The following is a 22,695-nucleotide window of genomic DNA, read 5'->3' as shown; positions in this document are numbered from 1 at the left end:
CCTACGCGTCCCGGCGATTCATAATGGCCGCGCCACCGAAGAACGCGACGGCCGCCCAACCGACCGTCAGCGCGAGGTCTGTCCAGTACGCCGCGTCAACCCCGTTCGCGGCGAAGGCGAGGGACTGGCCGGTCGTGCCGAGAAGGAGCTCGGACACCTCCGCGCCCCATGCCCACGGGAGCGTCATCAGGATCGTCGGCACGACGAAAAGGAACGCGATCACCAGCGTCACCGTCCAGGTCTCCGAACGGAGCAGTCCGGCGATCCCGAGCGCGAACAGCGCCGTGCATGCGGTGAACAGCGCCGCTCCGACGATCGGCACGACCACGCCGACCAGCGCGTCATCGAGAGCGAGTGGGATCTCGAACGCGCCGTAGACGACGGCCGCGAGCGCGAAGGCGAGGGCGAACGCCACAAGCGACGCGACGAGCGTCGCGACGGTGACGACGGCGGCCTTCGCCGTGAACATCGGGAGCCGACGAGGTGCCGCCGACAGTTGCGTCCGCAGAGAGCCCGTCGAGTGCTCCTTCGCGAAGATCGATGCGCCGACGATCGTTGCGACGACGACGGAGAACATCGCGCCGTTGACCGCGAGCATCCCGGCAGGCGGGATCCACGCGAGCATCTCCTGTTGCTCGGCTGCCGAGGCTCCGGCGAAGTCGATGCCGTAGACCAGGGAGAACGCCGCTGCGGGGAGAAGGATGAGCGCGAAGCCGACGATGAGGGCGGCGTAGGTGCCGCGCAGACTGGTGAGGCCGATCCACTCGGCGCGGAGGAGTGAGCCGAAGCTCACATGAGATGTCGGGGTCCGGGTCGCGGTGCCCGGGAAAGCGACGGCAGTAGTCATGGTGAGAGTCCTTTTTCGTGTCGTGAAGACGTCAGGTGCGGGTTACGCGGCAACGGCCGTGCGGTCGGAGCGGTACTCGGTGGCGTCGTCCGTGAGAGCGAGGTACGCCTCCTCGAGCGAGGCGTTGAGGGGCGTCAGCTCGTGCAGGTCGAGGTTCTCGAGCGCCGCGCGTCGCGCGATGTGGGCGGGTGGCAGGCCGGCGATCTCGAGGGACTCGGCGTCCGTCTGCGTGATCGAGACGCCATCGGCTGACAAGATCGAGCCGAGCACGGTGGCGTCCGACACTCGAACGCGCGTTCGCTCCTGGCCCGCGCCTCCGAGGAACTGCGCGATCGGAGCGTCGGCGAGCACGCGGCCCTTGCCGAGGACGATGATGTGGTCGGCAGTCTGCGCCATCTCGCTCATGAGGTGAGACGAGATGAAGACGGTGCGACCTTCCGCCGCGCGTGCCTTCGCGAATCCGCGCACCCAGTGCACGCCCTCGGGGTCGAGGCCGTTGACGGGTTCGTCGAAGATCAGTACTTCGGGGTCGCCCAGCATCGTGGCCGCGATGCCGAGACGCTGATGCATGCCGAGGGAGAACCCGCCGATGCGGCGGCGCGCCACGGAGGCGATGCCGGTGAGTTCCAGCACGTCGTCGACGCGCGAGCGGGCGATGCCGTTCGTGGCGGCGAGGAGGCGGAGGTGGTCGGCGGCGCGGCGTCCGGGGTGGGCGGCCTTCGCATCGAGCAGGGCACCCGCCTGCCGCATGGGATCCGTGTGCTCGCCGAACGGCCGGCCGTTCACGGTGGTGGAGCCGTGCGTCGGGCGGTCGAGCCCCATGATCATGCGCATGGTGGTCGACTTGCCGGCGCCGTTCGGCCCGAGGAAGCCCGTGACCTGCCCGGGCTTGATCGTGAAGGACACGTCGTCGACGGCGGTGTGCGCGCCGAAACGCTTGGTGAGGTTCTGTGCGGTGATCATGTCTTCCATCATTCGCCGACATCAGGGGTGCCACATCGGCGGTCGGGATGATCCTCGGGGCCGGCTCGTCGTACCGGGGGACGACCCCGAGATCGGACCGTAGACTCGTCTGCATGCCCGAGATCGCGTTCACGAAAGGCCACGGCACCGGCAACGACTTCGTCATCGTCGCCGACCCGGATGGCGAGCGTGACCTGTCCGCCGATCAGGTCGCCGCGCTGTGCGACCGGCGCTTCGGGATCGGCGGTGACGGGTTCCTGCGGGTCGTCCGCTCGCGTGCGCTCGGCGCCGGATCCGCGACGCCAGAGGCCGAGTGGTTCATGGACTACCGCAACGCGGACGGGTCGATCGCTGAGATGTGCGGCAACGGCGTCCGGGTCTTCGCCCGCTACCTCCTCGACACGGGCCTCGCGACGCTCGCCGAGGGCGCCGCCCTTGCGGTTGGGACCCGGGATGGTGTGAAACTCGTGACCCGCAGCGGCGACGGGTTCGAGGCAGACCTCGGCACCTGGTCGTCGGACGGAGCGGATCCGCTCGTGCGCGCCCGAGGGCTGGACGTTCCCCGGCCCGGCATGAACATCGATCTCGGCAATCCCCACACGGTCGTGGCCCTCGCGAGCGAGGAGGAGCTGGATCAGCTCGACCTCACGGTCATCCCGCAGCTCGATCCGGTGCCCGCGAACGGCGCGAACGTCGAGTTCGTGGTGCCCTCGGACCCGCTTGTGACGGCGGGCGTCGGACGGATCCGCATGCGTGTGTTCGAACGTGGCGTCGGCGAGACGCTGTCGTGTGGCACGGGCACGGTCGCCGCCGCACTCGCCGTACGCAGTTGGGCGGGCGACGGTGCACCGGACCAATGGCGCGTCGAGGTGCCCGGCGGCACGCTCGGGGTGAGGATGTTCCAGGGCGCCGGCGGCGAACACGTCGCGCTCTCCGGTCCGGCGACGCTCGTCTTCTCCGGCACCGTATCGCTGGCCTGACGCCGGTTACAGCGGAGCGAGCGCGGCGCGAGCGTGCGAGACGACCGACTCGCGGATCGCGGTGAGTGCCTCCGAGGCGATGTTCCACTGCTGCCAGAAGAGCGGCTCGGTCATATCGGGTCCGCCGAGCGGAGCGAGTGTCCCCGCCTCGAGCGACGGCTGCGCTTGCGCGGGTGGGAGCATGCCCCAGCCCATACCGAGGCGCACCGCCGAGGCGTAGTCCTCTGAGGCCGGCACGTAGTGTCGCGGGGGAGTGTCGGCCTCGACGCCGTTGGCTCGGAGCCAGTCTGACTGCACATCGTCCGTGCGGTCGAACTCGATCACAGGAGCCGACACGAGCGCCGCGGGAGTGACGCCGCCGCGGAACCACCTCCGCACGAACGTCGGGGTCGCGACCGCGAGGTACTCGGTCGCGCCGAGAGGCGTGACGACGCAGCCCGCGATCGGCGTGCGCTGCGACGTGATCGCGGCCAGAGCGGATCCGGATTCCAGCAGCCGCGCCGTGTGATCCTCGTCTTCTCGCAGCAGTTCGAACGTGAGATCGTGCGCATGGGTGACCGCCTCGAGCGCCGGCAGCAGCCACGTGGCCAGTGAATCGGCATTAACAGCGATCGGCACGTGCATTCTCTCCTCGCGCTCGATCGCGAGCGCGACCGACGCGTCATGGCCGACTGCCGCGTACTGGCGGGCGAGACGGACGACGGTCGCGCCCGCCGGTGTCGCGCGGATGGGGCGCGACCGGATGATCAGCACCCGCCCCAGCTGCGATTCGAGCGCGCGCAGGCGCTGGCTCACGGCCGACGGCGAGACCTTGAGGCGCTGTGCCGCGCGCTCGAAGGATCCCTCATCGACGATCATCGCCACGGTTTCGGCGAGCTCCGGTGCGATCCACATTAGCGTTGCTTCACCATCCTGCAAATATCCGTATCTGCTTTGGATTGTCGCACGGATCCGCGAAGGATGGGGGCGTGTTCACCGCTCTCTTGGCCGGCCTCGGTCTGTGCCTGTCGATCATCGCCGCGCCCGGCGCACAGAACGTGTTCCTCCTGCGGGAGGGCATTCGTCATTCGGACGGCACCACGCGGCACCCGATCGTGCTCGCGATCATCTGCCTCGCGTGCGACGTCGTCCTCGTCTCCGCGGGGGTCGGAGGATTCGGCATCGTCGTCGAGGAGGTGCCGTGGCTCTTTGACGCCGCGCGCTGGGCCGGTGTCGTCTTCCTCGCCGGGTACGGCCTGCTCGCCGCATGGCGCGCGTTTCGCGGCGGATCGGCGATCGATGTCGGGGGAGAGGGCCACGCACGTGGCGGATCCGCGGAGGTGTCTGCCGACGCCGGCACGTTGTCGGAGGATCCCGCGTACGGGAACGTCGCGACCGCCACGATCGTCGCTCGCGCGCAGCGCACGCGCGGCACGCTGCTCCCGGCCGTGCTCACGTGTCTCGCCATCACGTGGCTGAACCCGCACACCTACCTCGACACCGTGCTCCTGCTCGGATCCATCTCCACCACCTACGGCGACGCGCGATGGTTCTTCGCGGTCGGCGCGATCCTCGGCAGCGCGGTGTGGTTCGCGGTCCTCACCTTCGGGGCGCGCGCCGCCGCTCGCTGGATGGGCTCGCCGCGTTCCTGGCGGATCCTCGATGCCGCCGTCGCGGTGCTGATGCTCGGCCTCGCCACCGCCCTCGCTCTCGGCTGAGCCACGGCCGGCCGGCCCCTTCGCCGAGCATCTCGAAATTCGCCGAGCATCTCGAGCAATTCGCGGATCCGGCCCATTGCGGCCGAATTTCCCGACGCTCGGCGAGCGGGAAGCTATCGATCGATGGTGATGACCTCGGGGAGACCCAGCGCACGCCAGTATGCAGAGGCCGCGTTGCCGGGTGAAACGATCCCGATGCGGACGAGCCACGCTGTGAGCACCATGCCGTGCGTTCCGATGATCAGATCGCCCTCGTGCCGTTCGACCGCCGCGTCGAACCGTGCGCCCGCCTTCGAGAACGACTCCCAGCCGTGATGCCGATCGTCTGTCTCGCCGCGGATCCACGCGTCACGACGTTCGCGAAAGCCCTCGTCGACGGCTTCCTTCCTCCGTGCCTCGCCGAAGTCCGGATCCACGATGACGTCGGCGACATCGTGACCGGTCATGAGGGCGACGGTTTGCGCGGCTTTGACCTCGTCGCTCGCGAGGATCGAACACGTGCCTCTCGACGACAGCGCCCTACCGAGCGCGGCCGCCCGCCCGGCTGTCGTGAGGCGCCAACGCGAGGGATCGGTGGCGGCATCGACCTCCGGCATCGTGTGACGCACGAGCGTGATGGTTCGCATTTCTCGATCGTCGCAGATCTCTACTGTGGCACCTCGCCGAGCATCTCGAGATTCGCCGAGTATCTCGAGTGCTCCGCCGATCCGGCCCGTTGCGGTCGAATTTCCCGACGCTCGGCGAAGCGGCCGTGTAGCGTTCGGCAGCCTGCCCGGCACTTCGCCGAGCCGTTGCGACTGAGCGGAGTCAGCTGGTCGCGATCGGACCGGTTCGCGGGTCGCTGTGGTGGCGCACCTTGATGACCCGGAACCCCTTCGCCGTCGCGTGGCGGCGGGTGGAGAAATCGGTGGTGAAGGTGGCCTCCATCCAGCGCTGCAGGGAGTCGCTGCCCAGGTTCTTCTGCACGACCAGGTATGCATCGCTCTTGCGATCGAGGCGCGGGATCCACGTCTCGAGGAGCTCATGCAGGGCCGGCTTGCCGATGCGGATCGGCGGGTTGGACCGGATCGTCCGAAAGGCGACGTCCGAAGGGATCTCATCGGCGGTGACGGCGCGAACATTGTCGAGGCCGAGCGCCTCGGCGTTGCGCCGTACGAGGTCGAGCGCGCGCTCGTTGACGTCGAGGGCCCAGATGCGTGCGTGCGGCGCCTGCATCGCGAGCGTCAGCGAGATGGCGCCCCAGCCGCACCCGAGGTCGAGGAAATCTCCGCCGGGCGGCGCATCGGGTGAGTTCGACAGCAGCACGTCGGTGCCCCGGTCGATGCGGTCGGGGCTGAAGACGCCGTTCGCCGTGGTGACCCCGACCTCGCGGCCATCGAGGGTCACACGGATCCGGCGGGTCTGTTCAGGGCTCGCGGGCGCCGCGCTGAAATAGTGATCCGCCATAGGCGGCGAGCCTACCGGAGCACGCGGCGTCGCGGTACCTGCCCCCGCGTGCCGTTCCCGCGCTAAACTGGAGGGCTGACCATCCGCGAAAGGACCCTCGTGCCCGACACCACAGGCGCTGAGAACCACCCCGACATCGAGACCGACGACGTCGTCGAACGTGTCCTCGCCCGCGACCGTGCACGCGGCGAGGCGCGCATCTTCGGTGCCGCGCAGGCGCTGCAGCCCGACGATTCCATCGTCGTCGACGACGAGCAGTGGGATCTCGCCGACCGCCACGCGCTCCGCCGCGTCGGAGGTCTCTCCACCGAGCTCGAGGACATCACCGAGGTCGAGTACCGCCAGGTGCGGATGGAGAACGTCGTCCTCGTCGGCATCTACTCCACCGGCGCACAGGTCGACGCCGAGAACTCCCTCCGTGAGCTCGCGGCGCTCGCCGAGACCGCGGGATCCGTCGTCCTCGACGGTATGCTGCAGCGCCGTCCGAACCCGGATCCGGCGACCTATGTCGGTCGCGGCAAGGCCGAGGAGCTGCGAGACGTCGTGAACGCGGTCGGTGCGGACACCGTCATCGCCGACACGGAACTCGCGCCGAGCCAGCGTCGCGCGCTCGAGGACGTCGTCAAGGTCAAGGTGATCGATCGCACCGCGGTGATCCTCGACATCTTCGCTCAACACGCCAAGACCCGCGAGGGCAAGGCGCAGGTGGAGCTCGCCCAGCTCGAGTACCTGCTGCCGCGACTGCGCGGCTGGGGTGAATCGATGAGCCGCCAGGCCGGTGGCCAGGTCGGTGCCGCCGGCGCCGGCATGGGATCCCGCGGCCCGGGTGAGACGAAGATCGAGCTCGACCGCCGCCGCATCCGCACGCGCATGGCGGTGCTGCGCAAGCAGATCCGCAGCTTCGCGCCCGCGCGTGAGGCGAAGCGTGCGGAGCGCGGCCGCAACGCGATCCCGTCTGTCGCGATCGCCGGCTACACGAACGCCGGCAAGTCGAGCCTCCTGAACCGCCTCACGCAGGCGGGTGTGCTCGTGGAGAACGCGCTGTTCGCGACGCTCGACTCGACTGTGCGCCGCACGGAGACAGCCGACGGTCGCGTCTTCACGCTGGCCGACACCGTCGGGTTCGTGCGCAACCTGCCGCACCAGCTCGTCGAAGCATTCCGCTCGACGCTCGAGGAGGTGGCGTCGGCCGACGTCATCGTCCATGTCGTCGACGGCAATCACCCCGACCCGGCAGGCCAGCTGCAGACCGTCCGCGACGTGCTCACGGAGGTGGGCGCGCGGGCCATCCCCGAGATCGTCGTGTTCAACAAGATCGACCTCGTGGACGACTCCCAGCGGCTCGTCCTCGCGGGTCTCGCGCCGCGCGCGGCGTTCGTCTCCTCGCGCACGGGTGAGGGAATCGATCAGCTGCGGAGCCTCGTCGAGGACACTCTGCCGCGCCCCGAGGTCGAGGTGCGCGCGCTCATCCCGTACGGGCGGGGGGATCTGCTCGCGCAGATCCATGAGTCGGGGCAGTTCCTCGACCAGCGTCACGAGGAGCAGGGAACGCTGGTGCATGCGCGCGTCGGGCAGCGTCTTGCCGCGGAGCTCGGGCCCTTCCTCGCGGCCTGAGCACGCTCAGTCGAGCGTGATCGGATCCACGCCAGGCGCCTCGAAACCGAGCACCTGACCGAGGAAGGCGAGCTCGCTCTCGAAGCAGCGCACGATCGTCTCCGAGCGTCGGAATCCGTGACTCTCGCCCTCGAACAAGAGGTACGCGTGCGGCACCCCGTTCTTCGCGACCGCGTCCCGCAGAGCCTCGGACTGCGACGGCGGCACCACCGGATCCTCGCTACCCTGCAGGATCAGCAGCGGGGTGGTGAGCGTCTCGGGGCGTGAGAGGGGCGAGCGCACGATGTACTCCTGCTCGTCCTCCGGCCACGGCCCGACGAGGCCGTCGAGGTAGCGTGCCTCGAAGTCGTGCGTCTCGGCGAGCAGCATGCGCAGATCGGCGACTCCGTAGCGACTGATGCCTGCGGCGAAGACATCCGTGTCGGCGAGGGCGCACAGCACGGTCCAGCCGCCCGCGGATCCGCCCTTGATCGCGAGTCGCTTCGGATCCGCGCGCCCGGCTTCCACGAGTCCGTTCGCGGCGGCCGCGACGTCCTGCACGTCCGCGATGCCCCACGCGCCGTTGAGCCGCTCGCGGTAGGCGCGTCCGTAGCCGCTCGATCCGCCGTAGTTCACATCCAATACGCCGATGCCGCGGCTCGTGAAGAACGACGCATTCTGCGAGAGGTCGCCCGTGACGTGACCCGTGGGGCCGCCGTGCACGAGCACGAGAACCGGCGGCAGTTCTCCGGCAGGCGCGGTCGCGGCCGCGTTCGCCGGCGGATAGAAGAAGGCATGGACCGGACCCAGTGGACCGGGGAAGGTCAGCGGCTCGGCGACGGACTGCATGCCCGAGGAGAGATCGGCCTCGCCACCGCGCAGCGGTCGAAGGGAACGCGCGGACACGTCGAGCTCCCAGAGCCCGCCGGGCACCGTCGCTCCGCCGCCCGTCAAGAGCGCCGTGCGCCCACGCACGTCCTGGAGCTGGATGTCGCCCGTCAATGGCGTCTCGAGCTCGGTCACGATCCCCGACGTGGGCTCGACGAGCATGAGACGCGAGCGACCGTTCGTGACGACCGCGACGACGTTTCCGTCCTCGAGCTCGGCGAACCACCGCGACCCGAGGCTCCAGAGCGGGCCGCCGGTGTCGCCATCGACCGAGTAGATCGGCTCCGGAGCGCTCGTCGCGAGCCCGTCATCGAAGCGGATCCGGAAGAGGTTCCATCGCTGCGTCCACGTGCGGTCGGCGCGCGCGGCCGTCGTGGGCGGATCCTGGGTGAACAACAGCTCGTCGTCGCCGGTCCACTCCGGCTGCAGGGCCGAGACGTTCTCACCGCGGCTCGCTTCGCGCCCGCCGGCGAGGCATCGCCAGTCGGTGACTGTGCCGTCGTCGGCGAGCGTGCCGACGCGCAGCTCTGCGGCGTCCCATGGCATGTCGGGGTGGTCCCACGCGACCCACGCAAGGCGGTCGCCCCGCGGGGAGGGGAAGGCGAGGAAATCGCTTCCCGCGACGACTGACGTAATGGCGACCGGATCCGTGGCGCCGGAAGCGTCGAGAGGGATGCGGACGATCTCGCGTCGCGGGGTCTCGTGCGGGCGCTCGTGCGTCTCGCGCACGGCCCACAGTGCGTCATCGGCCCACACGAGATCGCCGTGCACGAATCGTGAGTCTGCGGGCGTCAGCGGGGCAGGCTCGACGCCGGGCGCGGCCAGGTACACGCGCTGATCGCTCTGCTCGACGAAGACGAAGCGTCCCTGCTCCTGCGAGATGACGGTCCACGCACCTCCGCCGTACTCGTGCACGCGCGATCGCGCGCTCCACGGCGCAGGCAGGATCGGCGCATCGTGGCCGGATCCGAGGATCGCCGTACGCCCCTTCTCGGAAGGCACCGACTCGGCCCACCACACCTCGTCGGCGACGTACTGCGCGTGTCCCAGCCGAAGCGTGCCGAGCGGCATGTCCTCGGGATGGATCGGCGAGGGCCACGTGCCGTATGGGCGAGAGGTGAGATCAGCCATGTCTCCACGCTATGGCACGCGCCTGGCCGATCGCACCCGGGGCGCCGGGTTGTGGAGCCGTCGCGCGCTCGGAGCCTGCGCAGAGGCGAGCGATTGTGAGATATGCGCTATACGGCGCGCATCACGGCCACGATCTTGCCGAGCACGACAGCCTCATCGCCGAGGATCGGCTCGAACGCGGTGTTGCGCGGGAGGAGCCACACGTGCCCGTCGCGCTTGCGGAAGGTCTTCACTGTGGCCTCGCCATCGAGCATGGCCGCGACGATCTCGCCGTTCTCTGCCGTGTTCTGCGTGCGTACGACGACCCAGTCGCCGTCGCAGATGGCAGCGTCGATCATCGAATCGCCGGACACCTTCAGCATGAACAGCTCGCCATTGCCGACCAGTTGGCGGGGCAGGGGGAAGACCTCTTCGACGTGCTGGTCCGCCGTGATCGGCACGCCGGCCGCGATCTGGCCGACGAGTGGCACCATCGCCGCGTCCCCGACGGCCGGAGCCGCGTCGGCCGGGCTCTCGGTCGATGTGCCGGGAAGCTCGACGAGTACCTCCATCGCGCGCGTCTTGCCGGGGTCGCGTCGGAGATAGCCACTGAGCTCGAGCTGACCGAGCTGGTGAGTGACACTCGACAGCGATTTGAGGCCCACTGCGTCGCCGATCTCGCGCATGCTCGGCGGATAGCCGTTCACCTGGATCGAGCGCTGGATGACTTCGAGGATGGCGATCTGCTTCTCGCTCAACTGTTTGCGACGGCGCCCCCTCGGGGCGGTCTGCGGGGTGATGTCGGCGCTCATCCGCTCGTTCCTCTTCGAATGTCAGTGGTTGCTGGTGAGGTGTGCTGCGTGAAGGAGACGCTACCGGAAACGGGGCGATCTTCGGGAGATTTGTTCGAGTGTGTCGCCAATTGATCTCCGGATTATTCGAAAAACCGCTTGACGGATTCGAACATTCGAAGATACATTCGGTACATCAATACGAGAGAAGGTCATCTGATGAGCACGGTTACCCTCACGGCACCCGCGTCGCACATTCCGGCCACCCGCACGCGACTGCGTCTCACGACGCGCGGTCGCCGCGTCCTCGCATCGCTTGCCGCCCTTCCCATCGCCGCGGCGGTCGCCGTCGGAATCATCGGCGGCGGGTCCGCCGTTGGGTCCGGAGACGGCGGCGCTCCGGCGGGAACGTTCGACACCGTGACCGTCATGCCGGGGGACTCCCTGTGGTCGATTGCCCAGAGCGTCGCGCCAGCGCAGGACCCGCGTGACGTCGTTGCCGAGATCAGTTCGCTGAACCAGCTGTCGAGCTCGGGCGTCGACGCGGGCCAGAAGCTCTCCATTCCGGCGGCTTACTCGACCGGAAGCTGACCACACGGTCGTAGCATGGAGGGGTGACCGCGACACTCGACGACCTCCCCATACGCGACGACCTCCGGGGCCAGCGCCCGTATGGAGCTCCGCAGGCGCCGCTTCCCATCGCACTCAACGTCAACGAGAACACTCACGTGATCTCCGAGGATGTGGCCGATGACATCGCCGGATCGATCGCGAAGACGATCTCCGAGCTGAACCGGTATCCCGACCGTGAGTTCACCGACCTGCGCGAGGCGTTCGCCTCCTACCTCGGTCACGGACTGACTCCCGAGCAGATCTGGGCGGGCAACGGCTCGAACGAAGTCCTCCAGCAGGTGTTGCAGGCCTTCGCCGGACCGGGGCGCCGCGTCTTCGGCTTCTCGCCGACGTACTCGATGTATCCGCTGCTGACGCGCGGTGTGGGCGCCGAGTGGGTGGCCGGGTCGCGTGGCCCGCGCTACGAGATCACACCCGAGGACGCCGCGGAGCAGGTGCGCGCGGCCGACGCGGACGTCGTGATCCTCTGCGCGCCGAACAATCCGACCGGTACACCGTTGCCGATCGAGGTCGTCGAGAGCGTCTATGAGGCCGCGCGGGGGATCGTCGTCGTCGACGAGGCATACTTCGAGTTCGCGCCGTCCGAGGCGCCGTCGGCACTCACCCTTCTTCCCGGACGGGAGCGACTCATCGTGTCTCGCACGATGAGCAAGGCGTTCGCCTTCGCGGGGGCGCGCGTCGGATACCTCGCGGCGGATGCCGCCGTCACCGACGCCCTGCGTCTGGTGCGCCTGCCGTACCACCTCAGTGCGCTCACGCAGGCGGCCGCGGTGGCCGCGCTGCGCCACAGCGACGAGATGCTGCGGACCGTGGACGACATCGTCGTGCAGCGCGATCGCATCTCGGCGACGCTTGAAGCGCTCGGCTACGACCCCTACCCATCCTGGAGCAACTTCGTCATGTTCGGCGGCGTCGAGGACCCGCAGGAGACGTGGCGCCGATTGTACGACCGGGGCGTGCTGATCCGCGACGTCGGCGTTGCCGGCCACCTCCGCGTCTCGGCAGGCACCGAGAGCGAGACGACCGCGTTCCTCGACGCCCTCGCGGCCGTCGGCGACGCCTGAGCGTCTAGGATTCGGATATGACCAACGCCCGCACCGCGCGCCGCACCCGCACCACGAGCGAGTCCTCGATCGAGCTCGAGATCAACCTCGATGGCACGGGTGCGAGCGACATCGACACGACGGTTCCGTTCTTCGACCACATGCTCACGGCGTTCGCGAAGCACTCGCTGACCGACCTCACCGTGCGCGCGACGGGCGACACGCACATCGACGTGCACCACACGGTTGAGGACACCGCGATCGTGCTCGGCGAGGCGATCCGCGAGGCGCTCGGTGACAAGTCTGGCATCTCGCGCTACGGCGACGCCCTCGTCCCGCTCGACGAAGCGCTCGCCCAGGCGGTTGTCGACATCTCGGGGCGCCCGTATCTCGTGCACTCCGGTGAGCCGGACGGATTCGAGCTGCACCTCATCGGCGGCCACTTCACCGGCTCGATGGTGCGTCACGCCTTCGAGGCCGTCACGTACCACGCTGGCCTCACGGTGCACGTCCGCGTGCTCGCTGGCCGCGACCCTCACCACATCGCGGAGGCCGAGTTCAAGGCGTTCGCCCGGGCGTTCCGTCAGGCGAAGGCGCTCGACGCCGCTGTTGATGGGATCCCGTCGACCAAGGGCGCCCTGTAATGGCCCAAGCCCCCGTCGTCGCGATCCTCGAATACGGGTCCGGCAACGTCCACTCTGCAGTCAAGGCGCTGGAGTCCGCGGGGGCGGACGCGCGTCTGACGCGAGACGCTGGTCTCATCGCAGCGGCCGATGGACTGCTCGTCCCCGGCGTCGGCGCGTTCAGTGCGGTGATGGACCAGCTGCGCGGCGTGCACGGTGACATGATGATCGAACGTCGTCTCGCCGGTGGCCGACCGGTGCTCGGCATCTGCGTCGGGATGCAGATCCTCTTCGAGCGCGGCACCGAACGCGGCGAGGGCGCCGATGGACTCGCACAGTGGCCGGGAGAGATTTCCGAGCTCGATGCACCCGTCGTGCCGCACATCGGGTGGAGCCGCGTCGAACCCGGCGCTGACTCTCGCCTGTTCGCGGGGATCGAGGACGAGCGCTTCTACTTCGTGCACTCGTTCGCGGCCCAGGACTGGACGCTCGAGGTCGACCCGCCGTTCCCGGAGCCCGCGGTGACGTGGGCGACCCACGGATCCCGTTTCGTGGCGGCGGTGGAGAACGGCCCGCTGACGGCGACGCAGTTCCACCCGGAGAAGTCCGGCGACGCCGGCATCGCGCTGCTGCGCAACTGGATCGAAACCCTCTGACCGGTGCACCCCGCTCGGATTGTGCGGAACCGGGAGAGCCGTCTAGCCTTAGCGATTGTGCATCCGCAGGAGATTCCCGCGGCGATCGAGGAGAGATGAACGACTTCGCTTCTACACCCGGCCTGACCCTCCTGCCCGCCGTTGACGTCGCAGACGGCAAGGCGGTCCGCCTCACTCAGGGCGAAGCGGGATCCGAGACGAGTTACGGAGATCCCGTCGAAGCCGCCGAGCAGTGGCGCGATCAGGGCGCCGAATGGATCCACCTCGTCGACCTCGATGCGGCCTTCGGGCGCGGTGAGAACACCGCGATCCTCCGCAAGGTGATCAAGCACATGAAGGGCATCAACGTCGAGATCTCGGGCGGCATCCGCGACGACGCGTCGCTCGAGGCCGCGCTGGCCTCCGGAGCGGAGCGGGTCAACCTCGGCACCGCCGCGCTGGAGAACCCCGACTGGACCGAAGCGGTCATCGCTCGCTATGGCGAGGCCGTCGCCGTGGGGCTCGACGTGCGCGGCACGACGCTCGCCGCACGCGGCTGGACGAAGGACGGCGGCGACCTCTGGGAGGTGCTCGATCGTCTCGAGCGCGCCGGATGCGCGCGCTACGTCGTCACCGATGTGACGAAGGACGGAACCCTTCGCGGCCCGAACATCGACCTGCTGAAGCAGATGACGGAGCGCACCGACAAGCCCATCGTCGCCTCCGGCGGCGTCTCGAGTCTCGATGACATCGTCGCGATCCGCGACCTCGTCTCCCATGGAGTCGAAGGCGCGATCGTGGGCAAGGCGCTCTACGCGGGTGCGTTCACGCTCGCCGAGGCACTGGATGTCGCCGGACAGTGATGGCAGCGACGCGCGGCCACTCCCGCCGCACCTCGCCGACTCGGCGGGGCAGCCGTGGGCGGGCCGTACGTTCCAGCAGAACCCGGCAGCCGGCGACGACGGATCCGCGGATCCCGCACTGTGGGCAGCGCTGACGCGATTCCGTGAGGGAACCGCGGAGATGACCGACGTCGTCGATGCGCTGCGCGAGGCACGCGTGCTGGTGCCGCTCGTCGCCGAAAAGGGCGAGGAAGGCGTCGGCCCAACCGGACTCACCGTCGACAAGACGCAGGAACTGTCCATCGTCACGGTGTGGGCACCCGACGGACGGAAGGTGCTTCCGGCCTTCAGTTGTGTAGAGACGATGCGCGCGTGGAATCTCCACGCGCGTCCGATCCCGGTCGCGGGCACGCGCGCGGCCCTCGCGGCCGCGGGGGAGGATACCGACCTCGTCGTGCTCGACCCGACGAGCCCGACGGAGTTCGTCGTGCGCCGCCCGGCGGTTTGGGCCATCGCACAGGATCAACCGTGGGTTCCCGCGTGGCTGAGCGAAGAGGTCGTGGGCGCATTCCACGCGTCGATCGGATCCGAGCTCGCCGTTCACGACCTGCGCGTCGAGCCCGGTGACCCCGAGGCGCGACTCCGCGGCCCCGAGGTCACCGTGACACTCACACTCATGCAGGGACTGGACCGCAGCGAGCTCGACACGGTGATGCAGCGACTCGCGAAGCGGTGGGCGGCCGACGACCGGATCGCAGTTCTCGTCGATTCCATGCAGGTCTCCCTTCGCTGACGCCCCGCTGAGGAGCACTGCGGCCGCTGGGGCGCGTCGCTAAACCTGGCACCTACTGCGCTGGCCGAGGCACGCCGTTGAGCAACGCACCCTAGGAGACGGGGCCCGTGAACTTCTCGCCCGGGCCCTTGCCGATGGGGTCGGGGATGGCGGAGATCTCACGGAAGCGCAGCTGCAGGGAGCGCAGCCCGTCGCGGATCGGACGCGCGTGCATGTCGCTGATCTCGGGTGCGGCGGCGGTGACGAGGCCGGCGAGGGCGTTGATCAGCTTGCGCGCTTCGTCCAGGTCGGTGAACCGCTCCGCATCGGGATCCTCGCCGAGCCCGAGCTTGACGGCGGCGGCGCTCATGAGGTGCACGCACCCCGACGCAATGACTTCGACGGCCGCGACGTCGGCGATGTCGCGGACGGCGTCGGTTGCCGCCGCAGCGCGCTGCTGCTCCTCCCAGTGAGCGTGACGCTCGGCGTCGAAGGAATGTGCGTGGTCGCCGGTCGTCGTGCTCATGAACTGCCTTCTGCTAGACTGTTGCGGGCTCCGAACCTTGTTCGGACGAAAGAGGATCTCCATCCCACCCGCGCTTGCCGTTCCAGGCTACCGGGTCCACATGACACTCCGCCCGCCGCAAGGTGGGTAGGGGCGGGCATCTGCTCGCCTGAGGGTGAAGGTGTGCGCGAGCGGTCTGTCGCGTCGCACGGGTGGCTGGTGATCTCTCTCCCGCCCGTGGCGCGATCCTCGCATCACGGTGGCTCATCGACTACCGCACACTAGGAGTTCCGCATCAGCGATCCCCGTATCAACGAGCGCATTCGCGTTCCCGAGGTCCGTCTCATCGGACCCGGAGGCGAGCAGATCGGCGTTGTCGCAAGCTCGGTGGCCCTGCGCCTCGCGCAGGAAGCCGACCTCGACCTCGTCGAGGTGGCACCCAACTCACGTCCTCCCGTCGCCAAGATCATGGACTACGGGAAGTTCAAGTACGAGACCGCGCAGAAGGCCAAGGAAGCACGCCGCAACCAGGCCAACACGGTCCTCAAGGAAGTCCGCTTCCGCCTGAAGATCGATCAGCACGACTATGAGACGAAGCGCAAGCGTGCTGAGGGGTTCCTCAAGGCCGGCGACAAGGTCAAGGCCATGATCCTGTTCCGTGGGCGCGAGCAGCAGCGTCCCGAGATGGGCGTTCGCCTGCTGATGAATTTCGCTGAGGAAGTTGCTGAGCTCGGAGTCGTCGAGTCGCGGCCGAAGATCGACGGGCGAAACATGGTCATGATCATCGCCCCGACGAAGAACAAGTCTGAGGCGAAGGCCGAGCAGAACGCACAGCGCGCGGCCAACAAGCGAGCAGCGCGCGACGCGAAGCACGCTGACAAGGAATCCGCGAGCGAGTAGTCACGCAGAATGTCTTCCCGCCGCATGTGCGGGCAGGACCCACGTCGCCTCCAGGGGCGCACACGTCAAGGAAAGAACAATGCCGAAGCAGAAGACCCACTCGGGAGCCAAGAAGCGCTTCAAGATCACCGGCAGCGGCAAGCTCAAGAAGCAGCAGTCGGGAATGCGCCACAACCTTGAGCACAAGTCGAGCCGCCGGACGCGTCGCCTGAACAAGGACCAGATCGTCGCCAGTTCCGACGTCAAGGCCGTCAAGAAGCTCCTCGGCCGCTGAGCCGCTCGAACCGAATTCGTTAAGGAAATATCATGGCAAGAGTCAAGCGCGCGGTAAACGCGCACAAGAAGCGTCGCGTCATCCTCGAGCGTGCCTCCGGCTACCGCGGTCAGCGTTCGCGCCTCTACCGCAAGGCCAAGGAGCAGGTCACTCACTCGCTCGTTTACGCGTACCGCGACCGTCGTAAGCGCAAGGGCGACTTCCGCCGCCTGTGGATCCAGCGCATCAACGCCGGCGCACGCGCGAACGGCCTGACGTACAACCGCTTCATCCAGGGCTTGAACGCCGCGGGTGTCGAGGTCGACCGCCGCATGCTCGCGGAGCTCGCGGTGAACGAGCCCGCGACGTTCGCGAAGCTCGTCGAGGTCGCCAAGGGCGCTCTGCCCTCCGACGTCAACGCGCCGAAGGCCGCGTAACCAGGTCTCACAAGAGGGGCGCTCCCGTTCGGGAGCGCCCCTCTTCGCGTCTCCGCGACGTGGTCGGTCTTCGTAGACTGGGGGGATGCTCGAGAACCCCCGCGCCGCGCGTGTCCGCACGATCCGCAAGCTCTCCCAGCGCAGTGTGCGCCGTGACACCGGGCGGTTCGTCCTCGAGGGCCCGCAGGCGGTTCGAGACGCGCTCACCGCCCGTCCCGACCTCGTCGAGCAGCTGTATACGACGCCGACGGCTCTCGAGAAGCACCGCGACATCCGCACACTCATCGATGACGCTGTGGCGGAGAACCCGGAGCTCGTGTGGGAGTACGCCGACGAGACCGTCATCGACGCGATGTCGGACACGGTGACGCCGCAGGGGGTCGTCGCCGTCGCGCGGCAGAACCCCACGGCGCTGAAGGACATCTTCGCAGGCGCCCCACGACTCATCGTGATCTGCGAAGAGGTGCGAGACCCCGGGAACCTCGGCACGATCCTGCGTGCGGCGGACGCGGTCGGCGCCGACGGCGTCGTGCTCACCGGTCGCACGGTCGATCCCTTCAACGCGAAAGTCGTGCGGTCGACAACGGGCTCGCTGTTCCACGTCCCGTTCGCCGTCGATGCGGATCTGGCGGATGTCGCCGGTCGCGCCCGTGCGGCAGGGCTCCAGGTCTTCGCCGCCGATGTGCGGGGAGAGGACCTGCTCGGCGCGCGCCGGGAGGGCGCACTCGAGAACCCCACGGCCTGGGTCTTCGGCAACGAAGCGCGGGGGCTCACGAGCGACGCCGTCGCCCTCTGCGACCGGTCGCTGAAGCTGCCGATCTATGGGCGAGCGGAGTCACTCAACCTGGCGACCGCCGCGAGCGTGTGTCTGTACGAGTCAGCGTTCGCGCATCGCGCTGCGTGACGGTCCGATAACGCTGAAGAATTCGTCGGCGCGGGAGCGTGGCGCGGCGGGGGATCTCAGTCTAGGCTGACCGCCATGGCAGAGCCGCTCGTTGTCATTGACCATGTCGAGAAGCACTACGGTGACTTCCACGCGCTGAAGGACATCAACCTCACCGTCGATCCGGGTGAGGTCGTCATCGTGATCGGGCCGTCAGGATCCGGTAAATCGACGCTGTGTCGGACGATCAACCGCCTCGAGACGATCACGAGCGGGTCCATCGCGATCGACGGCAAGGAACTTCCCGCGGAGGGCAAGGAGCTCGCGAAGCTCCGTGCTGAAGTCGGCATGGTGTTCCAGTCGTTCAACCTCTTCAGCCACCTCACGATCCTCGAGAACGTGACTCTCGGACCGATCAAGGTCAAGGGGATGAAGAAGGCCGACGCCGATAAGGAGGCGCGCCGCCTGCTCGACCGCGTCGGGATCGCGCATCAGGCCGAGAAGTACCCCGCTCAACTGTCGGGTGGCCAGCAGCAGCGCGTCGCGATCGCCCGCGCGCTGGCGATGCATCCCAAGATCATGCTGTTCGACGAGCCGACCAGCGCGCTCGACCCCGAGATGATCAACGAGGTGCTTGACGTGATGGTCGATCTCGCGCACGACGGCATGACCATGGTCGTCGTCACGCACGAGATGGGCTTCGCTCGCAAGGCCGCCGACCGCGTGGTCTTCATGGCCGATGGCGAGATCGTCGAACAGGCGAAGCCGGAAGACTTCTTCACCAACCCGCAGTCGTCACGCGCGAAAGACTTCCTCTCGAAGCTGCTCACGCAATGACCCCACGGCGCCATGCATCACACACAGCAGGCGGCGCCATCACACCACCACACCAGGAGGAAAACATGCGAAAGTTCCGTAACGCGGCCGCTGTCGGGATCGCGGCTGGCGCGCTCTTCGCGCTGACGGCGTGCAACAGCGGCTCGCCGACGGGCGGATCAGGAGATGACGCCCCCGAGCAGGAGGTCTCGGAGGACGTCGCTCTCGAAGGCAGCCCCACCTACGATGCGATGGTCGAGCGCGGTGGACCGGTCATCGGTGTCAAGGAGGATCAGCCGAACCTCGGATACCTCGACGCCACGACGGGCGAGCGCAGCGGATTCGATGTCGAGATCGCACGCTGGATCGCCGCGGAGCTCGGCTTCAGCGAGGACGACATCTCGTATGAGCCGATCGCGTCGGCCAACCGCGAGCAGGCGATCGTGAACGGCGACATCGACTATTACGTCGGCACGTACTCGATCACGGACCAGCGCAAGGAGCAGATTGACTTCGCCGGACCGTACTTCGTCACGGGCCAGGGCTTCCTCGTCGCCGGCGACAGCGAGATGACCGAGGTCAACGATGTGTCGGACTTCAACGGGATGACCGTCTGCTCGGCGACGGGATCGACGCCGATTCAGAACATCAAGGAGAACTTCCCTGAGGTCAGCACCGAGGAGTACGACATCTACTCGTAGTGTGTCGAGGACCTGCTCAACGACAGGGTCGACGCGGTCACGACCGACGCGGCGATCCTCATCGGCTATGCCGCGCAGGACCCGGACAACCTGAAGGTGCTCGACGGCCTCTTCACCGAGGAGCGCTACGGCGTCGGCGTCCCGAAGGGCGACACGGAGCTGCAGGAGTTCATCAACACCATGTTCACCGATGGTGGCGACACGTGGCAGGAGATCTTCGACGCGACGCTCGGTCAGTCCGGCATCGAGATCGACCAGCCGGCGGTCGACGCGGTCGAGTGATCACCACGGGTGCGGGGCCAGGCCGGCCCCGCACCCGGATGGGCGGAGAGAGAGGAAACGCGTGGACGCCATCTTCGGCAACCTCGACCTGTGGCGCGAGGGGATCACCTTCACGATCGCGGTGTTCGTGTTCGGCGGCATCATCGCGCTCGTGCTCGGCACGATCGTCGGGGCGATGCGCGTATCGCCGGTACCGATCGCTCGGGCGGTGGGTTGGGCCTACGTCAACCTCGTGCGGAATACGCCGCTGACGCTCGTCTTCTTCTTCTTCATCTTCGGCTATAGCGCCCTCGCGCTTCCGGCCCTGTCGAACACGGTGCTCGGAACCCTCGCCATCGGCGTCTACACCGCGACCTACGTCGCCGAGACGCTTCGCGCGGGGATCAACACGGTTCCCGTCGGTCAGGCCGAGGCAGCGCGTGCGATCGGCCTGCCGTTCGGTCAGGTCATGTCCGTCGTCGTCCTGCCGCAGGCCTTCCGGTCCGTCGTGCCGCCGATGATGAGCGTGCTCATCGCCCTGCTGAAGAACACCACCGTCGCCGCCGGGTTCTCGATCTCGGTGCTCCCCGCGCTGCAGGCGTCGATCTCGAACTCACACACGCGCCCGGGAAGTCCGATGGAAGTGCTGCTCTGGGTGGCGGCGTTCTTCATCGCCGTGGTGATGCTCCTCACCTGGCTGCAGCGAACGCTCGAGAACCGATGGAGGATCGCACGATGACGTCCGTTCTCTACGATGTGCCCGGGCCCCGAGCTCGCCGCCGCAACGGCATCCTCGCCACGGCGACGATCGTCGTCGTTCTCGCGGTCGTCGCGTTCGTCGGCTGGCGCCTCGCGCTGACCGGCCAGTTCACGGCCGCCAAGTGGGAGGTCTTCTCCTACACCACGGTATGGATGTCGATCCTCGAGTACGCGTGGGGCACGCTGCGCGCGTTCCTGCTGGCGGGAGTACTGAGCCTCGCTCTCGGCTTCGTGCTCGCGGTCGGTCGCCTCTCCGATCATTCCTGGATCCGGATCCCGGCCACAGTCATCACCGAGGGGTTCCGAGCTGTCCCCGTGCTCGTGATGATGATGATCCTCTACTACGGCCTTCCGACGCTGGGCATCGCGATGTCGCCCTACTGGGCCGTCGTGCTCGCGCTGATGGTGTACAACGGGTCCGTGCTGGCCGAGGCGTTGCGCGCGGGTGTCGAGGCGATCCCGCGCGGCCAGAAGGAAGCCGGCTACGCGATCGGGCTGCGCAAGAGCGGCGTGATGACGCTCATCCTGCTGCCGCAGGCGGTGCGCGCGATGCTTCCCGTCATCATCGCCCAGCTCGTCGTGACCCTGAAGGACACCGCGCTCGGCTTCATCATCACGTATCACGAGCTCCTCTACTACGTGAAGCTGCTCGCGAGTCAGGCAGAGCTCGGGCGTCCGATCCTGCAGGCGGCGTTCGTGATCGGCGGCATCTACATCGTGATGTGTCTGCTGCTGTCGTGGCTCGCGAATGTCGTAGAGAAACGCAGTCGACGGTCACCGAAGAGGCACGACGAAGAGCCGGACCCCGCCGCCGACGACGAGTCGACCATGACCGAGGCGATCGCGGCGCAGAAGTCGACCGGGAAGTTCTGAGTCGACGATGCGCAACTGGCATACTTGAGCCGTGCCCGCTGCGCTGCCTCGCATGTCCCTGAAACGCCTCGCGTTCGCCCTCCTCGCCGTCGGTGCTCTCGCCGTCGCTTTCCTGCCTGCCTCGGCGTCGGCCGCGGAGTCGACGCCGCCAGTCGACGAGATCCCGCTGCCGGAGAACGGCGACTATCTCGGGTCGACGACCGAGGACGAGGCCGACCCTGGCGGGTACGCGCAGACGATGCCGGGCGTGCAGCCCGCGACGCTGAAGGGCTTCGACCCCGGCAACATCATCAACGACAAGACGATGTACCGCTCCGGCACGATGTCGGCGGACGCGATCCAGCGGTTCCTCAACGGGAAGGTCGCCAGGTGCGACCCCAACTACACGTGCCTCAAGGACTTCGCGATGCGCACGGCGACGAAGCCGGCGAACGCTTACTGCGGCGGCACGTACCGCGGCGCGGCGAGGGACACGGCGGCGCAGATCATCTCGAAGGTGTCGAAGGCGTGCCAGGTCAGCGAGCGCGTGCTGCTGGTGACCCTGCAGAAGGAGCAGGGTCTCGTGACGCACACGTGGCCGAGCGACTGGCGATACGACATCGCGATGGGCTTCGGCTGCCCGGACGGCGCGGCGTGCGACTCGCAGTACTTCGGGTTCCAGAACCAGGTGTACATGGCGGCGAAGCAGTTGCAGCGGTACACCAAGGATCCCTACTTCAGCTGGTACCCCGTAGGCAAGACCTCGCAGGTGCGCTGGCACCCGAACGCGGCCTGCGGATCCGGTCCCGTCACGATCCGGAACAACGCCACCGCCGCGCTGTATTACTACACGCCGTACCAGCCGAACCGTGCGGCCCTCAACGCGGGCTACGGCACCGGTGATGGATGTTCGGCGTACGGTAACCGAAACTTCTATAACTACTTCACCGACTGGTTCGGCTCGACGCAGGGCGGGGGAGGCGGCGGGAAGGCCGATCCGCGTGACAGCGTGGCGGTGCACCGCTTCTGGAGCGCGAAGTTCGACAACGCGCACTTCTACACCGTGAACGACGCCGAGGCGAACACCCTGCGCCGGACAGACCGGAACTGGACGTACGAGGGGCGCGACTTCCGCGTGTGGACCGCGTCGAACGGATCCTGCCGCGCCGGGTCGGTCGGCGTCCACCGGTTCTGGTCGTCGAAGTTCGCGTCACACTTCTATACGGCGGACGCGTCCGAGGCGCAGCAGGTGCGCACGGGTGACCGCAACTGGGCGTATGAGGGCGTGGGGTTCTGCGCGGCGTCGGGACCGTCCGGCACAGCGCCGGTGCACCGCTTCTGGAGCACGAAGTTCGGCAAGCACTTCTACACAGCCAACGTCACCGAGGCGAATCGACTGCGGACGAACGACCCCAACTGGGCGTACGAGGGCGTCGCGTTCTTCGCGCCGCGGGGATGAGCGGGT

25 protein-coding genes and 1 pseudogene are annotated in these 22,695 nt (G+C 68.0%); 18 read left to right on the top strand and 8 right to left on the bottom strand.

What is annotated here, in order from left to right:
• Position 1: 1 nt before the first annotated feature.
• Positions 2-847 carry an ABC transporter permease subunit gene (locus IEW87_RS13120; RefSeq protein WP_188712846.1) on the bottom strand — a complete coding sequence of 282 codons (846 nt, stop codon included), beginning with the start codon at positions 845-847 and terminating at the stop codon, positions 2-4.
• 42 nt (positions 848-889) lie between these two features.
• Positions 890-1,810, bottom strand: coding sequence for an ABC transporter ATP-binding protein (locus tag IEW87_RS13115; protein ID WP_188712845.1), 921 nt, complete (start codon positions 1,808-1,810; stop codon positions 890-892).
• 113 nt (positions 1,811-1,923) lie between these two features.
• On the opposite strand from IEW87_RS13115, the gene dapF reads away from it, so the two are divergent.
• Positions 1,924-2,790: a diaminopimelate epimerase gene (gene dapF, locus IEW87_RS13110; protein WP_188712844.1), complete on the top strand. Its 867-nt coding sequence runs from the start codon at positions 1,924-1,926 to the stop codon at positions 2,788-2,790.
• Positions 2,791-2,796: 6 nt separating this feature from the next.
• On the opposite strand, the gene IEW87_RS13105 is transcribed toward dapF, so the two are convergent.
• Entirely contained in the window at positions 2,797-3,684 is an 888-nt protein-coding gene (locus tag IEW87_RS13105; protein ID WP_188712843.1) for a LysR family transcriptional regulator ArgP, read from the bottom strand.
• Positions 3,685-3,758: 74 nt separating this feature from the next.
• Here IEW87_RS13105 and IEW87_RS13100 point away from each other — a divergent pair, with 74 nt between their 5' ends.
• On the top strand, positions 3,759-4,487 hold the full coding sequence (locus IEW87_RS13100; RefSeq protein WP_188712842.1) for a LysE/ArgO family amino acid transporter: 729 nt from the start codon (positions 3,759-3,761) through the stop codon (positions 4,485-4,487).
• Positions 4,488-4,600: 113 nt separating this feature from the next.
• Here IEW87_RS13100 and IEW87_RS13095 read toward each other — a convergent pair whose 3' ends face one another.
• Positions 4,601-5,113, bottom strand: a complete 513-nt coding sequence (locus IEW87_RS13095) for a histidine phosphatase family protein (RefSeq protein WP_188712841.1) — start codon at positions 5,111-5,113, stop codon at positions 4,601-4,603.
• Positions 5,114-5,294: 181 nt separating this feature from the next.
• A complete protein-coding gene (locus IEW87_RS13090; protein ID WP_188712840.1) occupies positions 5,295-5,933 on the bottom strand; it encodes a class I SAM-dependent methyltransferase in 639 nt (212 codons plus the stop codon).
• A gap of 99 nt (positions 5,934-6,032) precedes the next feature.
• Between IEW87_RS13090 and hflX the strand changes: the two genes are divergently transcribed.
• Positions 6,033-7,547: a GTPase HflX gene (gene hflX / locus IEW87_RS13085; protein WP_188712839.1), complete on the top strand. Its 1,515-nt coding sequence runs from the start codon at positions 6,033-6,035 to the stop codon at positions 7,545-7,547.
• Positions 7,548-7,553: 6 nt separating this feature from the next.
• Here hflX and IEW87_RS13080 read toward each other — a convergent pair whose 3' ends face one another.
• Positions 7,554-9,545 carry an alpha/beta hydrolase family protein gene (locus IEW87_RS13080; RefSeq protein ID WP_188712838.1) on the bottom strand — a complete coding sequence of 664 codons (1,992 nt, stop codon included), beginning with the start codon at positions 9,543-9,545 and terminating at the stop codon, positions 7,554-7,556.
• A gap of 107 nt (positions 9,546-9,652) precedes the next feature.
• Positions 9,653-10,336: a transcriptional repressor LexA gene (gene lexA / locus IEW87_RS13075; protein ID WP_188712837.1), complete on the bottom strand. Its 684-nt coding sequence runs from the start codon at positions 10,334-10,336 to the stop codon at positions 9,653-9,655.
• 198 nt (positions 10,337-10,534) lie between these two features.
• Here lexA and IEW87_RS13070 point away from each other — a divergent pair, with 198 nt between their 5' ends.
• From IEW87_RS13070 to IEW87_RS13045, 6 genes are all read left to right on the top strand, one after another.
• Positions 10,535-10,906, top strand: a complete 372-nt coding sequence (locus tag IEW87_RS13070; RefSeq protein WP_188712836.1) for a LysM peptidoglycan-binding domain-containing protein — start codon at positions 10,535-10,537, stop codon at positions 10,904-10,906.
• Between the two features lie 23 nt (positions 10,907-10,929).
• Complete coding sequence (locus IEW87_RS13065) at positions 10,930-12,012, top strand: histidinol-phosphate transaminase (RefSeq protein ID WP_188712835.1); 1,083 nt, start codon at positions 10,930-10,932, stop codon at positions 12,010-12,012.
• 17 nt (positions 12,013-12,029) lie between these two features.
• A complete protein-coding gene (gene hisB / locus IEW87_RS13060; protein WP_188712834.1) occupies positions 12,030-12,635 on the top strand; it encodes an imidazoleglycerol-phosphate dehydratase HisB in 606 nt (201 codons plus the stop codon).
• Entirely contained in the window at positions 12,635-13,270 is a 636-nt protein-coding gene (gene hisH / locus IEW87_RS13055) for an imidazole glycerol phosphate synthase subunit HisH (RefSeq protein ID WP_188712833.1), read from the top strand. The genes hisB and hisH overlap by 1 nt, the downstream gene beginning before the upstream one ends.
• A 95-nt stretch (positions 13,271-13,365) precedes the next feature.
• Positions 13,366-14,112: a bifunctional 1-(5-phosphoribosyl)-5-((5-phosphoribosylamino)methylideneamino)imidazole-4-carboxamide isomerase/phosphoribosylanthranilate isomerase PriA gene (priA, locus tag IEW87_RS13050; protein WP_188712832.1), complete on the top strand. Its 747-nt coding sequence runs from the start codon at positions 13,366-13,368 to the stop codon at positions 14,110-14,112.
• Positions 14,096-14,884 carry an SseB family protein gene (locus tag IEW87_RS13045; protein ID WP_188712831.1) on the top strand — a complete coding sequence of 263 codons (789 nt, stop codon included), beginning with the start codon at positions 14,096-14,098 and terminating at the stop codon, positions 14,882-14,884. Before priA ends, IEW87_RS13045 begins: the two co-directional genes overlap by 17 nt.
• A gap of 91 nt (positions 14,885-14,975) precedes the next feature.
• On the opposite strand, the gene IEW87_RS13040 is transcribed toward IEW87_RS13045, so the two are convergent.
• A complete protein-coding gene (locus IEW87_RS13040; protein WP_188712830.1) occupies positions 14,976-15,389 on the bottom strand; it encodes a DUF1844 domain-containing protein in 414 nt (137 codons plus the stop codon).
• 273 nt (positions 15,390-15,662) lie between these two features.
• Between IEW87_RS13040 and infC the strand changes: the two genes are divergently transcribed.
• From infC to IEW87_RS12995, 9 genes and pseudogenes are all read left to right on the top strand, one after another.
• On the top strand, positions 15,663-16,268 hold the full coding sequence (gene infC, locus IEW87_RS13035; protein WP_188713119.1) for a translation initiation factor IF-3: 606 nt from the start codon (positions 15,663-15,665) through the stop codon (positions 16,266-16,268).
• A 79-nt stretch (positions 16,269-16,347) separates the two neighbouring features.
• Complete coding sequence (rpmI, locus tag IEW87_RS13030) at positions 16,348-16,542, top strand: 50S ribosomal protein L35 (RefSeq protein WP_188712829.1); 195 nt, start codon at positions 16,348-16,350, stop codon at positions 16,540-16,542.
• A gap of 32 nt (positions 16,543-16,574) precedes the next feature.
• A complete protein-coding gene (gene rplT, locus IEW87_RS13025; RefSeq protein ID WP_188712828.1) occupies positions 16,575-16,958 on the top strand; it encodes a 50S ribosomal protein L20 in 384 nt (127 codons plus the stop codon).
• Between the two features lie 85 nt (positions 16,959-17,043).
• Positions 17,044-17,862, top strand: a complete 819-nt coding sequence (locus IEW87_RS13020) for a TrmH family RNA methyltransferase (RefSeq protein ID WP_188712827.1) — start codon at positions 17,044-17,046, stop codon at positions 17,860-17,862.
• Between the two features lie 75 nt (positions 17,863-17,937).
• Complete coding sequence (locus tag IEW87_RS13015; protein WP_188712826.1) at positions 17,938-18,678, top strand: amino acid ABC transporter ATP-binding protein; 741 nt, start codon at positions 17,938-17,940, stop codon at positions 18,676-18,678.
• 65 nt (positions 18,679-18,743) lie between these two features.
• Positions 18,744-19,640: pseudogene (locus IEW87_RS13010) on the top strand (glutamate ABC transporter substrate-binding protein).
• Positions 19,641-19,701: 61 nt separating this feature from the next.
• Positions 19,702-20,358, top strand: coding sequence for an amino acid ABC transporter permease (locus tag IEW87_RS13005; RefSeq protein ID WP_188712825.1), 657 nt, complete (start codon positions 19,702-19,704; stop codon positions 20,356-20,358).
• Positions 20,355-21,251 carry an amino acid ABC transporter permease gene (locus tag IEW87_RS13000; protein ID WP_188712824.1) on the top strand — a complete coding sequence of 299 codons (897 nt, stop codon included), beginning with the start codon at positions 20,355-20,357 and terminating at the stop codon, positions 21,249-21,251. The genes IEW87_RS13005 and IEW87_RS13000 overlap by 4 nt, the downstream gene beginning before the upstream one ends.
• Positions 21,252-21,303: 52 nt before the next feature.
• The gene (locus IEW87_RS12995; RefSeq protein WP_188712823.1) at positions 21,304-22,689 is read left to right on the top strand and encodes a hypothetical protein; all 1,386 of its coding nucleotides are present in this window, start codon (positions 21,304-21,306) and stop codon (positions 22,687-22,689) included.
• Positions 22,690-22,695 lie beyond the last annotated feature (6 nt).

Source organism: Microbacterium faecale, assembly GCF_014640975.1.
Classification (GTDB): Bacteria; Actinomycetota; Actinomycetes; order Actinomycetales; family Microbacteriaceae; genus Microbacterium; species Microbacterium faecale.
This window is presented reverse-complemented; position numbering and strand designations above follow the sequence as displayed.

What these genes read in the sequence shown, in the direction of transcription:
- IEW87_RS13120 (WP_188712846.1), bottom strand. Translation starts at nt 847, where the DNA reads ATGACTACTGCCGTCGCTTTCCCGGGCACCGCGACCCGGACCCCGACA.
- IEW87_RS13115 (WP_188712845.1), bottom strand. Translation starts at nt 1,810, where the DNA reads ATGATCACCGCACAGAACCTCACCAAGCGTTTCGGCGCGCACACCGCC.
- dapF (WP_188712844.1), top strand. Translation starts at nt 1,924, where the DNA reads ATGCCCGAGATCGCGTTCACGAAAGGCCACGGCACCGGCAACGACTTC.
- IEW87_RS13105 (WP_188712843.1), bottom strand. Translation starts at nt 3,684, where the DNA reads ATGTGGATCGCACCGGAGCTCGCCGAAACCGTGGCGATGATCGTCGAT.
- IEW87_RS13095 (WP_188712841.1), bottom strand. Translation starts at nt 5,113, where the DNA reads ATGCGAACCATCACGCTCGTGCGTCACACGATGCCGGAGGTCGATGCC.
- IEW87_RS13090 (WP_188712840.1), bottom strand. Translation starts at nt 5,933, where the DNA reads ATGGCGGATCACTATTTCAGCGCGGCGCCCGCGAGCCCTGAACAGACC.
- IEW87_RS13080 (WP_188712838.1), bottom strand. Translation starts at nt 9,545, where the DNA reads ATGGCTGATCTCACCTCTCGCCCATACGGCACGTGGCCCTCGCCGATC.
- lexA (WP_188712837.1), bottom strand. Translation starts at nt 10,336, where the DNA reads ATGAGCGCCGACATCACCCCGCAGACCGCCCCGAGGGGGCGCCGTCGC.
- IEW87_RS13070 (WP_188712836.1), top strand. Translation starts at nt 10,535, where the DNA reads ATGAGCACGGTTACCCTCACGGCACCCGCGTCGCACATTCCGGCCACC.
- hisB (WP_188712834.1), top strand. Translation starts at nt 12,030, where the DNA reads ATGACCAACGCCCGCACCGCGCGCCGCACCCGCACCACGAGCGAGTCC.
- hisH (WP_188712833.1), top strand. Translation starts at nt 12,635, where the DNA reads ATGGCCCAAGCCCCCGTCGTCGCGATCCTCGAATACGGGTCCGGCAAC.
- priA (WP_188712832.1), top strand. Translation starts at nt 13,366, where the DNA reads ATGAACGACTTCGCTTCTACACCCGGCCTGACCCTCCTGCCCGCCGTT.
- IEW87_RS13045 (WP_188712831.1), top strand. Translation starts at nt 14,096, where the DNA reads ATGTCGCCGGACAGTGATGGCAGCGACGCGCGGCCACTCCCGCCGCAC.
- IEW87_RS13040 (WP_188712830.1), bottom strand. Translation starts at nt 15,389, where the DNA reads ATGAGCACGACGACCGGCGACCACGCACATTCCTTCGACGCCGAGCGT.
- rpmI (WP_188712829.1), top strand. Translation starts at nt 16,348, where the DNA reads ATGCCGAAGCAGAAGACCCACTCGGGAGCCAAGAAGCGCTTCAAGATC.
- rplT (WP_188712828.1), top strand. Translation starts at nt 16,575, where the DNA reads ATGGCAAGAGTCAAGCGCGCGGTAAACGCGCACAAGAAGCGTCGCGTC.
- IEW87_RS13020 (WP_188712827.1), top strand. Translation starts at nt 17,044, where the DNA reads ATGCTCGAGAACCCCCGCGCCGCGCGTGTCCGCACGATCCGCAAGCTC.
- IEW87_RS13015 (WP_188712826.1), top strand. Translation starts at nt 17,938, where the DNA reads ATGGCAGAGCCGCTCGTTGTCATTGACCATGTCGAGAAGCACTACGGT.
- IEW87_RS13000 (WP_188712824.1), top strand. Translation starts at nt 20,355, where the DNA reads ATGACGTCCGTTCTCTACGATGTGCCCGGGCCCCGAGCTCGCCGCCGC.
- IEW87_RS12995 (WP_188712823.1), top strand. Translation starts at nt 21,304, where the DNA reads ATGTCCCTGAAACGCCTCGCGTTCGCCCTCCTCGCCGTCGGTGCTCTC.